We start from the raw sequence: 13,401 nt of genomic DNA, 5'->3' as shown, positions 1-13,401 counted from the left end.
GGCGGGGTCGCTGCGGTGACAGCCGGACAACCTGCGGGCCTGCATTGCGGCTTGCGGTGTGCGGGCCGGGTCGATCTCGGTGACCACGATCCGGGTGGCTCTCACCGTGCAGCGCCTCGACCGTGCGGAGGATGGGAGCGACTCGAGCGTAGTTCCGGCCGTGGAGGCGGATGAGTCGCTGCACCCTGCGGCAGACGGTGCCGAAGCGGCAGAACCGTTGGCGCAATTGGCATGGACGGCGCCGCGGTCGCGGTCTGTCTAAGCCAATTGTTACGATCATCGATGTTGTCGAGTGTTCGAGTTCTCGTGCAAACGCGTGCGCAAGGATAGCGGGACTCGCGCAGTGGCTAGGTGCGCGAGCGGGGGAGGGGACCACCATTGCGTGCTGGATCGATGCGCCGGTCTGCTGCTGCCCGGCTGGTGGTACACCGGTCAGTTGCCGTGTTGCTTCTCGTGGCCACAGTCGCAGTCGGGGGAGCGTGCGGGACCCTCGGCGAGCGGCGTCGCGAGACGGCGACGCCGTCGCCCCCGAGGCCTACCGGGCCGGAGCGGCCGGGAGATGTGATCGAGCGTCAGGGGCGGGCCATGATGGCCGGCGACGAGGCTGGCTGGCTCGCGGACGTCGATGCTTCGAACCCCTCACTGCTCGCGCGGTACACCAGCTTCTTTCGGGTTCTGCATGCCCTCGGTGTGAGTGAGTGGCAGCCCGAGATCAGCGACATCGGCTTCGGAGAGACCGCGAAGATCAAAGTCAAGGTCAACTACTGCATCGTCACGACGATCGAGTGCAAGTTCGACGACCGAGAAAAGGGTTCGTACACGGTGGGCTTCGCGAGCCGGGGCGACCGGGTTCTGATCACGTCATTCAGCGACGATCCGCCCGGCCCAGCCGAGGACGCGAAGCCCTGGGACACTGATGAGCTGGTGTTCAGGCAAGGCGAGCGCGTGACCGTCGCGGCTCCCAAAGATCTCGAGGCACACCTCGATCGGGTTCTCATAGAGGCTGATGCTGCCGCACGCGTTGCCGACCCATACGCCAGGTGGGACAAACCTTCCCGCTACCTGGTGTTCGTCGGCGGCAAGAAGCAGTGGAGCCGCTGGTACCGGTCCATCGACGAGGTCGCCGGCTTCGCAAAGCCGTCCACGTCGCCGTACGCCGCAGTCGAGTGGCCCTCCTACGATCTTGGATACGTGCTTCGCCACGAGCTGGGGCATCTGGCCACGCTGTACGGGGTGAGCAACATCGATACTCCCGGCTGCTGCGTGCTCCTTGTCAGGCCTAAGTGGCTCACCGAAGGTATAGCCGAACTCATCGGGTACCAGGGAGCTTCAACGACGACCAACGACCGTCTGTCCGGCTTGCGTCAGCACTTGAGGGCGGGACGCTGGGATGGCAAGTTCGACAGCGAGGTCAAGCCCCTCGGCAAGACGCCTGATGACAGATCCCGGGTCGAGAACGCCCAGTACGTGCTGAGCCATCTGGCCTTCTACTGCCTGCTCGACACCTACGGGGAAGACGCCGCCTACACGTTCTTCAGGCTGGTGGCGCGGGAGCGTCGGGCACCGGAAGACTACCTGGGTTTCGGCAAACCGTGGTCGCAGGTCGAGGCGGGCTGTGCACGATGGATCAGATCCGTTGCGCGGTGACGTTCAACCTGGTTGATGCTGCGCTCCGGCGCGTGGTGAACGAGTCTGGCCGATGAGCGAGCTCCCGACGGCGTGAGGATGTGGAAGCCGGGTGGTGCGTTTTGCGGCTGCGCTGCTACATATTCCTGGTGGGCATATTCATGGTGGGCGCAGTTGAGCCGTAGCCTGCACACCGACCTGTACCCGATGCGCGCCGGCTGTCGGGCCGGGCGCCCGAGATCGGCCGCTCACCTGGCGCGGCGGGCTCGTTGATCAGCTTGGTCGCGATGACGCCCGAGGATGGCCACCGCCGTCGGCGACATCGCGTGCGCATCGATACGCTGCGCTCGCGCAGCCAGGCCCGCTCACCGCTAGGATGCTGCGGCTCGCGTCGGCCTCGGCCGTCACACTCCGTGCTGCTCGGCCTGCTCGGGCTCGCCGTGGCCGCCGCCGCGGAGGCAGCGGCGCGGTGGCAGACCTCGACCCGGCTGAGGACCCTCGGCCTGCGGCTACGCGTCCGCCGGATCGCCGCAGGCGAGCTGCTGCCGCTGGTGACAGTCGCCGCGGTCCGGCGCTCGGCGCCCTGGTCGCGGGCGGCACCATCGGGCCGCTCGCGCTGCGGCTGCTGACCGGGCAGGCCACCGATCCGGTGGTGGTGCTGCCGTGGACCGGGCTCGGCCTGGTGGCGGTCGCGTTCCTGGCGGCGGTCGCGGTCGTCACACCGGTCGACTGGGCGCTGTGTCGCCATCGGACGATGGGCGAGGTGCTCCGCGTCGGTGACGCCTAGGTTCGGCTTCGCGGAACAGACCGCGAGGAAGCTCGCCGACCTTCCTCGTCGGCGAGCTTCCGATCGTGACTCGAACTGGCGTGTCCGGCCGACGTCAACAGTTACGGGCCGGCACGGCCGTTACGGGCTGACGGAGTAGGTGCCGCCGAGGGCCTGCCGCCCGCCGCTGCAGGTCGCGTAGGAGTAGCCGCCGACCTGGACCCAGTTTCCGTAGGCGGTCCCGCCGCCGAGGCAGCCGGTCCGCGCCTGGACCTTCCAGTTGCTCGGGTAGCCGGTGCAGGCGCCCGCCCGGTAGGTGGAGTAGCTGGTGTTGCCCGTGTTGCAACCGGCGGCGGCGGCCGGTGCGGAGGTGGCGGCGACGAAGCTCGCTGCCATGAGGCCGCTCGCGGCGGCGATGCGGGCAGCCGATTTGAGGGTGCGCAATGTTCCTCCTGCTGGGACGTGAACAGGGGTGTGATCACGCATCAATTTACCTCCACTCGTCGATCGCGACAAGAGAACATAAAGTTCTTGCAAGCATTTGGCGCATTAACTTGCATGAGTTTTACAAGATCTTGCACGCGGCCGCAGTGACCGCGCGCCGGCCATAGGATGCCGTGATGCGGCCAATCCCCCGTGTCACCGCCGTCGTCTTCCTGCTGACCGCGCTGCCGAGCCTGCTGCAGTTCGCGTGTCCGCCCCTGCTGACCGGCCTGCGGCGGGACCCCGCGCTCATCGCCGACGGCCAGCTCTGGCGGCTGGTCACGTCCTCGCTGGTCCAGGACAGCGGGGTGCCGGGCACGGTCAGCAATCTCGGTTTCCTGCTGGTGCTCGGCTGGCTGACCGAGCGCACCGTGGGCTCCGGCCGCTGGCTGCTGTTCTTCCTCTGCGGCGTCGCCCTCGGACAGGTCGGCGGGATGGTGTTCGACACTGTCGGCGCGGGCAGCTCGCTCGGGCTGTGCGGGCTGGCCGCCGGTGCCGCGGTCGCCGCGTGGCACGGCCGCGACCCGCTGGCCGCCGCGGTCGGCGCGCTGTACGCACTGGTCGTCGCCGCGGCGACGCCGGACACCCCGTGGTCCTACACGGCCGGGCCGGTGGTCGTCGCGGTGCTGGCCGGGTTGCTGATCAGCCGGCGCAACTGGGTGCCGCGGTGGACGTACACCCTGGTGGCCCTCGTCGTGGGCACGGGCCTGACGCTGGTCTCGGACCTGCACGGACCGGCGCTGCTCGGCGGCCTCGCCGCCGGCGCCCTCGCCTACCGGGCCCCGGCCGGGGACGTCGCCGCGCTTCCCGCCGCGCAGCAGTGATCACCACAGTACCGTCCGATCAGGACGCCCTCCGGGGACCGCGTCGCTCGTCGCCGCCGCTGAGGTGCGCCGTGTCCGGCGACACGGCGCACCTCATGCCTCAGCAGCCGATACGGCTGGACCCCCAGGCGATGTCGTCGAACCACAGGCGGTCGGCGCCCTCGCCGTAGCTCTCCCAGCCCAGCCGCAGGTCGGTCAGGGCGGGACGCCAGCCGGCGCGGCTAAGCCATTGCCGGTCCACGTCGGCCGTGGGCACACCGTCCGCCCGCAGACCCGCCACCTCGCTGCCGTCGGTCCAGGTCTGCACCTGACCGGCCGGGCCGTCCACCCGGATCTCCACGCACACCCAGCGGTCGACCGGCAGCGGGCGGCTGTGCGCCACCCCGGCCGGGCTCTGCTCGGGCAGGGTCGCATCGTCGGACTGGCGGTTCCACTGCAGTGCCGCGTTCTGCCCGCCCACTCGCAGGTCACGGTTGCCGTAGCCGTTTCCCGCGTTCCCGCCCAGCGCCCGCCTCGCCGTCATGGTGGGCAAGCCGGGCGAGGCCGCTCCCTACGTGGGTGCGGGTCAGGCTGCCCGCGGGCGAGCGGCTGATGCCGCACCGGCACCACGAGGACCGGGTCTATACGGTCATCTCCGGCGTTTTCCACATCGGCCGTGGCGAAGAGTTCGACGAGGACAGGCCGGAGGCGTACCCGCCGGGGGCGGTCATCGTGCTGCCAGGCGGGACGCCGCACTTCCACCGGGCGAAGTCCGGCGAATACGTGACGCAGGTGACCGCGATCGGCCCGATCTTCCTGGACTACGTGGACCCGCGAAACGACCCCGCAACGTCTGAGCCCGTTCCGTCCGCACCGGGCGGTCACGGACGCCTGCCGACACGGTCGCCCCGCAGCGGCGCCCCGACGCGGTGCAGGTGCGTCAGCGCCTGCCGGTACGACGCGACGAGGCTCGACTCCGCGTAGGGCACCCCGATCTCGTCGCAGTACGCGCGCACGATCGGTTTGGCCCGGCGCAGGTTCGGCGTGGGCATGTTCGGGAACAGGTGGTGCTCGATCTGGTGGTTGAGCCCGCCGAGCGCCAGGTCGACCAGACGCCCCCCGGACACGTCGCGCGACGTGATCACCTGCTTGCGCAGGTAGTCCATGTCATCGGTGGCCATCGGCATGCCCTTGTGGTTCGGCGCGAACGTGCAGCCGAGGTAGAGACCGAACAGCCCTTGGTGCACGGCGATGAAGGCCACGGCCTTGCCGGGCGGCAGCATCGCGAACACGACGCCGAGATAGCCGAGCACGTGCGCGGTGAACAGCGTGAGCTCCGCAGCGCGGTGCCGGATCCCGCGGCGGCGCAGGGCACGCGCGCCGGACACGTGCAGGTTCAACCCCTCCAGGAGCAGCAGCGGGAAGAACAGATAAGCCTGGTGACGGCCGATGAAGCGGGGCACGCCCTTGCTCGCCCGCGCCTGGTCGGTGGACCAGATCAGGATGTCCGGCGCGACGTCCGGATCATGGTCCTCGTGGTTCGGGTTGGCGTGGTGGCGGGTGTGCTTGTCCACCCACCAGCCGTAGCTCATGCCGATGCCGAGGTTGCCGGCGAGCAGCCCGGCGATCTCGCTCGGCTTGCGGGAGGCGAAGACCTGCCGGTGTGCCAGGTCGTGGGCGACGAGGGCCACCTGGGCGAAGATCACGGCGAGCGCGGCGGCGACGAGCAGTTGCCACCAGGAGTCGCCGAGCCGCGCGAAGGCCGCCCAGGCTCCGGCGTACGCCGCGACGACCAGGCCGATGCGCAGCGCGTAGTAGCCCGGTCGCCGGCCAAGCAGCCCGGCCTGCTTGATCCGCTCGGAGAGGTGTGCGAAGTCGCTGCCCCGGCTGGCCGGAGGGCGGTCCACGATCATGGTTTGACTCATGGCTACGAGCCTCGCGAACGTGACCTTGGGAAGGAATCCCGCACGCCCCCTGGCCTGAGGTGGGGACAACCTCACCTCGGCCCGCATACCGGTGTGAGGTCGTCGAGACGGCTGCCAGTCCGGGAGCAGCGCGGTCGGCAGCCGGGTAGCGTGCTGGCCTATGCAGCCGAACGCGATCATCTTCCACGGCACGGGCGGGTCGCCGGAGATCCTCTGGTTTCCGTGGCTGGGCGCGCGCCTGGGTGAACGGGGGTATGCCGTCGAGATCCCGCACTATCCCGGCATGAACGCCGAATCGGTCGCCACCCTGCTGCCGAAGGTGCTGGCCAACCACCGATTCGATGAGCGGACCGTGCTCGTCGGGCACTCGGGCGGTGCCGCGTTCCTGCTGGCTCTACTGGAACAGCTCGACGTCACGGTTGCGCAGGCGATACTCGTGGCGGGCTACTCGACCAAGCCCAACGCGTCCGACGAGCCGGTGCTGCAGGCCGAGTACGACTGGGCCGCGATCCGCGCCCACGTGCGCGACATCTACTTCATCAACGCCACCCGCGACCCGTACGGGTGCGACGCCGCGCAGGGCCGCGCCATGTTCGAGCGCCTCGGCGGCACGCAGATCATCCGCGACGACGGCCATTTCGGCGACTACGACCAGCCATACGACACCTTCGAGCTGCTCGACCGGATCATCGACTGAGCTGCCACAACACGGCCCACGATGCCACGTGCTATCGCTCCTGGCGTTCTGGACGCTCGCCCGTGCGCTGAGCTGCGACCGCGACGCTGACGATGTCGCGGTTCTCCAGCACGCGGCGGGAGTGGCCGCGGTTGGCCAGTTCCAGGGCGACCTGACCCAACTGCTTCGTACTCGTCATGAGCACCGGGGTCAGGCGCAGCAGGCGGGCGAGCACGGCGATCACGGGCAGGGCCCGGGTCGCCAGCCGGTGGGCCTTCGTCTTGGACTGCTTGCCGTGGAGCGGTTGGACGAAGCCGGGTCGTAGCGCGTACCCGTTGGGGAAGGTCTTGATGACCGCGTTCTCGGTGCGGCCCTTGACGCGGGCCCACCGGCTGCGGCCCTGTTCGCTGCTGTCGGTGCCGCCGCCGGAGACGTAGGTAGCCGAGTTGGCGCGCCACGGCGCGCCTGGGCATGGTGACGACGGCATCGGAGCGGCCCTGATGCGCGACACTCGGGGCCGATCATGATGTTCGGTAGATTTCGAGCCTTGTGATGATGCTGAGGAACATCGGGAACCGTTCGAGCAGGCCGCGGTAGCCCGTGGCCAGCAGTTTCCAGTGCTTGAGGTGCGCGATGATCCGCTCGATGCTGGCACGGCGGGAGGCGATCGCGCGGTTGTGTACTCGCGAGCGGACTCGGTCATGGTCTGGCCGTTCTGTCTGCGGTGGGGCACGCACAGTTCAGTGCCGGTGTCGGCGAAGCCGCCGGGGCCGCCGTCGGCGTGAAGTCGATCGGCGAAGACTGCGGCGAGCCAGGACTCGCGCCAGGCCTTCGCGTCGTGCATCGCTCCTGGCTGCGGCGCTCCGGTGAGCACGAACCGACCGTGGAACGAGCCGACGACCTGAATGTTGAACCCGCACCGGTGGCGTTTTCCGGAATACATGCCGGATGTGTACGTGTCCTTGCGCCGGTCACCGGTCGGTGCGAGGAACCCGTCGACACGCACGGTGCATCGCAAGTCCCGGGCAGCGACCCTCTCGGCGACCGGAGTCAGCACCAGGGCGACGACCGAAGCGACCCGGGCGATCAGCCGGACACGGTCGGCCGGGAGCAGCCAAACAGTTCCGCCAGCAGTGCTTGGGACAGGTTCTAGCGCAGGTAGAGCAGCACGACCAGCACCGCACGGTAGGGGCCGACGGCGCACGGCGGGCCGGGCCCAGGCCGCCGCACGCGTAGACGTCGAGGACGAGCCGGTCGACTTGATCACTGCTCAGGCCCGTCATGGTCTCCACCCGCGGCGGCCTGTCCGCGAAGCTCGCATGGGTTGCCACAACCAGGTGACTCCGGCAGCCGTGCGGCTTCGCGATGAGCACACCGTGTCGAAGGGGCTGGAGCAGTTTGACCATGTGCAGAGGCCGGCACCCGTTTCACGCTCACGTGGGGGTGCCGGCCTCGAGGACGACCTCAGTTGCCTGCACGCTCCCCGCGGGCCTTGCTCAGCGCTGCGGTCCACCACAGCAGGTCATCGGTGAGCACCTTGAGCCACGGCTCGGAAGGCGCGAACGCGCTCACGTCAGTCACATCCTTCTCGATGGCCTTCATGTAGATGTCCGGCAGAATGTGCACCGCGTGGCGCAATGGTGCCATCTCGAACTCGACGGCTACCTGGCGCAGCTGCTCGACAGAGCGTGTGCCGCCCATGTTTCCCCAGCTGACGAAACTGATCGGCTTGCGGTGCCACTCCTGGTAGGTCCAGTCCATGGCGTTCTTCAGTACACCGGGGTAGCCGTGGTTGTACTCGGCGGCGAGCATGATGTAACCGTCGGCCCGGTCCACGGTGGCGGCGAACCGTGCGACATCGTCGCGGCTGTGTTGGCCCGGAGTCCACATCGGGCTCGGTCCGTCGAAGTACGGCAGCGGGTGATCACGCAGGTCGACGACCTCGAAGTCGACGCCGTCGTACTGGCGGGTGTATTCCACGACCCAATTGGCGACCCGTTCGCTGAACCGCTCGTTGCGGGTGGTGCTGTTGATGATCTGGATGAGCATTGCGATCTCCTGTGCTGTGTTGCTTGTTACTCGGTCAGTTCGCGAACTCGCGGTACCACGTCGTGCGCGAATCGCTGGAGTTGGTCTCGTTCGGCCGCGACGGGCCAGAAGACGAAGGTGTCGAACCGCAGGTCGTGTGCCCATTGCGCGAGGGTATGCGCCCAGGTCTCGGCCGACCCGAACAGCCCGTTGCCGCGGCGGGGGCCGTCGATCATTCCGATGACGTTATAGAGACGGCGAACTTGCTTGGGCTGCCGCTCTGCGCGCTCGGCGGCCTCGTCGATGAGTTGATGCTTGGCCAGTACCTCGCTGGGCGGAACGTAGATGTTCAGCGGGCATATCCAGCCGTCGGCAAGTTCGCCGAGGAGGGAGAGCATGCGCGGACCCTGGGCGCCCAGCCACACCGGCATGCGATGAGCGGGGACCGGGCCGGGCTGGTAGCCCTCGATCTGGTGATGCTGGCCGTCGAGGGTGATCGGTCGTGTGGCGTCGAGGGCGGCGCGCAGTAGTTTCAGTGCTTCGGAGGTGAAGTTGACGGCTGCTGCACCGCGTACGGCATTGCCGCCCATGGCCGCGACGGCGTCGGGGAAGCCGCCGGAGCCGACGCCCAGTTCGAATCGTCCTGCGCTCAGCACGTCCAGCGACGCTGCGGCTTTGGCGAGCATCGGCACGGGGCGTAGGGCCATGTCGGCCACACCGGTGATCAGCCGCACCCGGGTGGTGATGCTGGCCAGATGGGTGAGCGCTGTCATGGTGTCCAGATGGCCGGGCTGGTACGGATGGTCTTGCATGGCGATGTAGTCGAGCCCCGCTTCGTCGGCGTCCTGAGCCAGGCCGGTCATGCCGGACAGGTTGCCCGCGGTGGGTGTCACGGACACCCCGAACTTCGGCTCAGCCACGGAACGGCCACCTCTTCCACGATTTGAGGACAGGGGCGAGTGCGTTCTCCTCGAACGCGAGGTGTTCGAGCAAGTGGTCGGACAGGGTTCGTAGCGCTTCGACGAGTTTGGTGCGCAGGGCGGTGTCGCCGGTCAGCTGTCGGGCAGCGGCTTCGACCTGGTCGAGCAGGTCCGAAACGATGCGGTGGTCGGACTCGAGGCGGTCGACGGTTTCTTTGAGGTGGGGTGCCGACTGCCGGACTGCCGGGAAGAGCATCGCGTCCTCGGAGTGGTGGTGATGGTGGACGAATTGGCAGTAGCTCAGGCAGTTGACCTTCAGCTGGAAGAGTGGACCGCTGCTCCTGAGCTCACTGATTCCCTGCTGCAGCGACTGTGCGCTGGCCCCGGCCACGGCGGAGTCGGCGAGCCGCCGGACGGCGGTCAGGTCTCGACGGAGCATGTCGTGGACCCACTGCAGCTCCGCGAGCAGTGGATTGTCGGTAGATCGTTTGTGGTTCATTGCCAGCCCTTAACGTCGGGTCGCGGTGAAAGCCGCGTTTCCCCAGCTTGCCTACGGTTTACGAGGTGGGCAAAACTAGGTTTAGCTACTTACAATCGGTTAGTGACATCGACTTCATCTGCTGAAACTGCGTTCCAGCGCGCCCATGCCAACGACAGTGCGTGCCGCTCCTTCCAGCCGGTCCTCGAACTCGTCGGCCGCCGCTGGGTCGGCATGGTCATGCTGGCGGGCCAGCGTGGCGCCCGACGATTCGGCCAGTACCGGGCCTATGTAGACGGGATCTCCGACCGGATGCTCGCGCAGCGGCTACGGGAACTTGAGCGCCACGGGCTACTGGCACGCGAGGTCATCCCTACGACACCGGTGCAGATTCTGTACGCGCCTACGCCGCGTGCGCTTGAGCTGATGGGGGCACTGCAGCCGCTGCTGGACTGGACCGTGCGCAATCCGGAGGCGTTCATGGACGCGGCTGACCTGCGATGACAGTCGGGACAAGCGCAGAGGGAAGTCCTCGACGCCGCGCCGGCCTGAATGCCCTCGGGTCGGCCGCACGTGTTGTCGGTCCGCCACCGAGATCACCGCGAAGCCGTGTTGTCGGCGCAGGCCGATCTGGAACCGGCTAGGCAAAGGACCATCTGGTTTTACGTCCCGACATCGTCGGCATCCATGCCATGCCTGAGCTCGCGGCGGTCATCGGCGGCGGCGGGGGCACTTCCGTCAGATGGCGCTCATACGGAGGACCAACGCCGCACCTGCGGCGATCGCCAGGATGGCGGCCGGGGTCACGGCCCAGTCCTTCTGGCGCAGGTGGGCGGCGATCGCGCCGACGAAGTACAGGATGACACCGATCGCCGCAGCCACCCCGACGGGCCACCAGAGCAATCCGGTGAGCAGGCCGATTGTCGTTTTCCGAAGTCGACTGCACAAATGACCGCACTCCTCTGCACTTCTACTTTCAGAGCCCAAAGAGTTAGAGAGTGCGGGCGACCTCGGCGATCGAATTGGTGGTCCCGCTGGGGCGGCTTGTGCACGGGCGAGTGCTCGGTAGATGCCACCTAACTCAAGATCAATCATGATCTACCGGCGACCGCCTGATAGTCCCGTTGTCAATCTTCTTGTGTGCGCGCAGAGTCCAGGTTAGGAAATTCAACGCGTGAGACCAGAGTCCGGTGGAGGACCACGTACTTTGGGGGCCGCCGGCCGCCGGCCGATGAGGTCTGCACATCGGGCTCCATGGGCCCGCAGACAGACCTGACGTCACGCTCGGCTTTGCCTACGAACCCTGGTTGCTGAATCGACGTAGCGTAGGCGACGATCCAATCCCAAGTCTCGAAGCCCCTATCCGTCAACCATCTTCGATCGACTTCCCAGTACAGCGTCTCCTGAGGCTTAATAACCACTGGAAGAAGCTGTCCATCTACCATTGAGTCCGGGCCGTTGTTAGCCATGCTCGCCGCCGTTCCTACCGCACCACCGCGCCGTCGGCGTCTTGCCTCGAAGCCCGCATCGATGAGGTTGACCGGCACCTGGCTGTAGTTAGTCACGTGAAATGCATATATAGTTCGTTCCTCCGTCTCGGTCGCATCTCGAATCATGGTCGCCGTGATCTGGATTCTGCGCCGGTCGATCATTCCCTGGCGAAACTGAATCAAAGCAGTGCCCACAGCCGCCACGAGCGCCGTGGTGCTGACTACGTCCGCGTAGGTTGCCATGGGTCGATCCTCAACCAAACTGTTGATCACAGCAAGTGTGACCATTCTCGTCCGCCACTAGCGCAGGATCTCGGCATCTTGTCGGTTCCGAGGTCGACTGCACGGATGGCCGCACTCTTGTGCACTACTACTTTGCGGGCACTGTGAGAGCGGCGAAGTCCTCATGCGCCTGGCGGACGGCATCGGGGTGGGCCTCGGCGCGGCGGTGTTCCGCGAGTGCCCGGTAGATGCTGGCTACGCTGGGCGACTGTCCGCGTCGGCTGCCGGAAGCGATGACCAGGTCAGGTGCGATCTGTTCGACGGTCTCGCCGTTGGCCCGGCGGCGCAGCACCGTGTGGATCATGTCGTCGGTGATGACCTTCGGTCGGCCCCCGAAGCGGCCCTTGCGCGCGGCGGTGTCCAGGCCGTCGAGCGTGCCTTCGCGGATGCCTTCGCGCTCGATCTCGGCCATGCCCGCGAAGAAGCCGAACAGCATTTTGCCTGCTGGTGACTCGGGGTCGTAGATGCCGGGCAGCGAGCCGCCCAGCATTTCCAGGATGAGGCCGTGCGCGGTGAGGTGGTCGGCCAGGGCGGTCAGCTCGGCCGCGTCGCGCCCGAGCCGCTTCATCTCGTAGACGGTGAAGATCACTCGGCAATGCGGGGCGTGGGCCTTGATGTCGCGGGCGGCGGTCAGCGCCGCCTCGAACTTGGGGCGCACCTTGATCCGGGTGCTGATCTTCTCCGAGAAGATCTTGTCGCGGGGGATGCCGTGTGCCTCCAGCGCGTCCAGCTGCGCCTCCAGTTCCTGCTTCAGGTGCGAGCACCGGGCGTAGCCTACGCGGATGTCAGCGCCCTTGCCGCTCTTGTCGGATGCCGGGCCGGGCGGCGGGGTGCCGGGCCGCCAGGGCTGGCCGGGGTTGCGGTCGGCGGGCACCCGGACGTCGAGCCGCTTGGCTAGGTCGTGTATCGAAGTGCGTGTAGTCACTCGTTGATCGCGGTGATGTGGACCGTGGCCAGGTAGTGGACGGCGAGCTTGTCATACCTGGTGGCCATGGCTCGGTGCCGTTTGAGCCGGTTGATGCCGCACTCGACAGCGTGACGCTGGCGGTAGACGACCGGGTCGAACGTCGGCGGTCGGCCGCCGGCCTGGCCCCGTCGATGGCGGTGGCCGGCCTGGTCGGCCGGGATCGGGATGGTGGCCTTGATCCCACGTCGGCGCAGCAGATCACGGTTGGCGCGGCTGCTGTAGGCCTTATCGGCAAGGACCCGGTCCGGCCTCGTGCGGGGCCGGCCGGGTCCCGACCGCGGAACGCGGATACCGGCCAGCACGGCCGCAAACTGGGGACTGTCGCCGGCCTGTCCGGCGGTGACCAGCATCGACAACGGCTTCTGGCCCTGTTCGCAGGCCAGATGCAGCTTGGTGGAATAGCCGCCACGAGACCGGCCCAACGCGTGATCGGCTGGTTCGCCGACAGGCGGCTCGATCTGCGCACCGCCGTCGCGGCGGGCACCGGCGGCATGCTGATGAGCCCGCGCGGTCGTGGAATCGACGCTGACGTCCCAGCCGATCAACCCGGCCGCATCGGCCCTGGCCTGCAACGCGGTCACTATCCCGAGCCACACTCCGGCCCGCTGCCACCGCCGGAACAGCCCGTACACCGCCGGCCAGGATCCGTAGCAGTCGGGTACGTCGCGCCACGGCGCACCTACCCGTACCCGCCACCGGATACCGTCGATGAGCTGCCGTTTCGTCCATGCCGACGGCCGACCTGCCCGCACGCTGATCGGTAGCAGCGGCTCCAGGGCCGCCCACTGCGCGTCGGTGAGATCGTGCCGCCTCGTCACCGCTAGGGTGGCCACGAGGTCTCCGGTATTTCAGGTTCTGCTTGGTCGCTGAACCCTTTACCGGAGACCTCGTTCCTTATCGATCATCGACACCTAACGACTTCGACACACGCGCTAACCCACGACCTCGACGAACCCC

At 67.7% G+C, this 13,401-nt stretch carries 16 protein-coding genes and 1 pseudogene; 5 read left to right on the top strand and 12 right to left on the bottom strand.

Going from position 1 to position 13,401, the window contains the following annotated elements; all coding sequences use genetic code 11:
* Positions 1-441 precede the first annotated feature (441 nt).
* Positions 442-1,647, top strand: a complete 1,206-nt coding sequence (locus AB0B66_RS38515) for a hypothetical protein (protein ID WP_360539656.1) — start codon at positions 442-444, stop codon at positions 1,645-1,647.
* A gap of 448 nt (positions 1,648-2,095) precedes the next feature.
* Positions 2,096-2,413 (top strand): hypothetical protein, encoded by a 318-nt coding sequence (locus AB0B66_RS38510; protein WP_360539654.1) that lies wholly within the window; start codon positions 2,096-2,098, stop codon positions 2,411-2,413.
* 120 nt (positions 2,414-2,533) lie between these two features.
* Here AB0B66_RS38510 and AB0B66_RS38505 read toward each other — a convergent pair whose 3' ends face one another.
* Entirely contained in the window at positions 2,534-2,836 is a 303-nt protein-coding gene (locus tag AB0B66_RS38505) for a hypothetical protein (RefSeq protein ID WP_360539652.1), read from the bottom strand.
* A gap of 176 nt (positions 2,837-3,012) precedes the next feature.
* Between AB0B66_RS38505 and AB0B66_RS38500 the strand changes: the two genes are divergently transcribed.
* A complete protein-coding gene (locus AB0B66_RS38500) occupies positions 3,013-3,699 on the top strand; it encodes a rhomboid family intramembrane serine protease (protein ID WP_360539650.1) in 687 nt (228 codons plus the stop codon).
* Positions 3,700-3,799: 100 nt separating this feature from the next.
* Here AB0B66_RS38500 and AB0B66_RS38495 read toward each other — a convergent pair whose 3' ends face one another.
* Both AB0B66_RS38495 and AB0B66_RS38490 read right to left on the bottom strand, forming a co-directional pair.
* Entirely contained in the window at positions 3,800-4,222 is a 423-nt protein-coding gene (locus tag AB0B66_RS38495; RefSeq protein WP_360539648.1) for a hypothetical protein, read from the bottom strand.
* Between the two features lie 337 nt (positions 4,223-4,559).
* Complete coding sequence (locus tag AB0B66_RS38490; RefSeq protein ID WP_360539646.1) at positions 4,560-5,603, bottom strand: acyl-CoA desaturase; 1,044 nt, start codon at positions 5,601-5,603, stop codon at positions 4,560-4,562.
* 160 nt (positions 5,604-5,763) lie between these two features.
* On the opposite strand from AB0B66_RS38490, the gene AB0B66_RS38485 reads away from it, so the two are divergent.
* Entirely contained in the window at positions 5,764-6,300 is a 537-nt protein-coding gene (locus tag AB0B66_RS38485; protein ID WP_360539644.1) for an alpha/beta hydrolase, read from the top strand.
* A 31-nt stretch (positions 6,301-6,331) separates the two neighbouring features.
* Here the strand turns inward: AB0B66_RS38485 and AB0B66_RS38480 are convergent, their stop codons facing one another.
* The 5 genes and pseudogenes from AB0B66_RS38480 to AB0B66_RS38460 all read right to left on the bottom strand — a co-directional run bounded on the left by AB0B66_RS38480 (position 6,332) and on the right by AB0B66_RS38460 (position 9,726).
* Complete coding sequence (locus AB0B66_RS38480) at positions 6,332-6,766, bottom strand: hypothetical protein (RefSeq protein ID WP_360539731.1); 435 nt, start codon at positions 6,764-6,766, stop codon at positions 6,332-6,334.
* A gap of 195 nt (positions 6,767-6,961) precedes the next feature.
* A pseudogene (locus tag AB0B66_RS38475) lies at positions 6,962-7,285 on the bottom strand (transposase family protein); the annotation flags it as partial.
* A gap of 458 nt (positions 7,286-7,743) precedes the next feature.
* Positions 7,744-8,328, bottom strand: a complete 585-nt coding sequence (locus AB0B66_RS38470; RefSeq protein ID WP_360539642.1) for an NAD(P)H-dependent oxidoreductase — start codon at positions 8,326-8,328, stop codon at positions 7,744-7,746.
* Between the two features lie 26 nt (positions 8,329-8,354).
* Positions 8,355-9,227 (bottom strand): LLM class flavin-dependent oxidoreductase, encoded by an 873-nt coding sequence (locus tag AB0B66_RS38465; protein ID WP_360539640.1) that lies wholly within the window; start codon positions 9,225-9,227, stop codon positions 8,355-8,357.
* On the bottom strand, positions 9,220-9,726 hold the full coding sequence (locus AB0B66_RS38460; protein WP_360539638.1) for a hemerythrin domain-containing protein: 507 nt from the start codon (positions 9,724-9,726) through the stop codon (positions 9,220-9,222). Before AB0B66_RS38460 ends, AB0B66_RS38465 begins: the two co-directional genes overlap by 8 nt.
* Positions 9,727-9,828: 102 nt before the next feature.
* Here AB0B66_RS38460 and AB0B66_RS38455 point away from each other — a divergent pair, with 102 nt between their 5' ends.
* The gene (locus AB0B66_RS38455; RefSeq protein ID WP_360539636.1) at positions 9,829-10,209 is read left to right on the top strand and encodes a helix-turn-helix domain-containing protein; all 381 of its coding nucleotides are present in this window, start codon (positions 9,829-9,831) and stop codon (positions 10,207-10,209) included.
* Positions 10,210-10,443: 234 nt separating this feature from the next.
* Here AB0B66_RS38455 and AB0B66_RS38450 read toward each other — a convergent pair whose 3' ends face one another.
* From AB0B66_RS38450 to AB0B66_RS38435, 4 genes are all read right to left on the bottom strand, one after another.
* The gene (locus AB0B66_RS38450) at positions 10,444-10,800 is read right to left on the bottom strand and encodes a DoxX family protein (RefSeq protein WP_360539634.1); all 357 of its coding nucleotides are present in this window, start codon (positions 10,798-10,800) and stop codon (positions 10,444-10,446) included.
* 32 nt (positions 10,801-10,832) lie between these two features.
* The gene (locus tag AB0B66_RS38445; protein ID WP_360539632.1) at positions 10,833-11,438 is read right to left on the bottom strand and encodes a hypothetical protein; all 606 of its coding nucleotides are present in this window, start codon (positions 11,436-11,438) and stop codon (positions 10,833-10,835) included.
* A 127-nt stretch (positions 11,439-11,565) separates the two neighbouring features.
* The gene (locus AB0B66_RS38440; protein WP_360539630.1) at positions 11,566-12,402 is read right to left on the bottom strand and encodes a recombinase family protein; all 837 of its coding nucleotides are present in this window, start codon (positions 12,400-12,402) and stop codon (positions 11,566-11,568) included.
* On the bottom strand, positions 12,399-13,262 hold the full coding sequence (locus AB0B66_RS38435; protein ID WP_360539727.1) for an IS5 family transposase: 864 nt from the start codon (positions 13,260-13,262) through the stop codon (positions 12,399-12,401). The genes AB0B66_RS38440 and AB0B66_RS38435 overlap by 4 nt, the downstream gene beginning before the upstream one ends.
* Positions 13,263-13,401 lie beyond the last annotated feature (139 nt).

This window comes from Catellatospora sp. NPDC049111, from assembly GCF_040648615.1.
In the GTDB taxonomy this organism is placed as follows: Bacteria; Actinomycetota; Actinomycetes; order Mycobacteriales; family Micromonosporaceae; genus Catellatospora; species Catellatospora aurea.
Note: the sequence above shows the minus strand (reverse complement) of the source record. Positions and strands in the feature narration are given on the sequence as shown.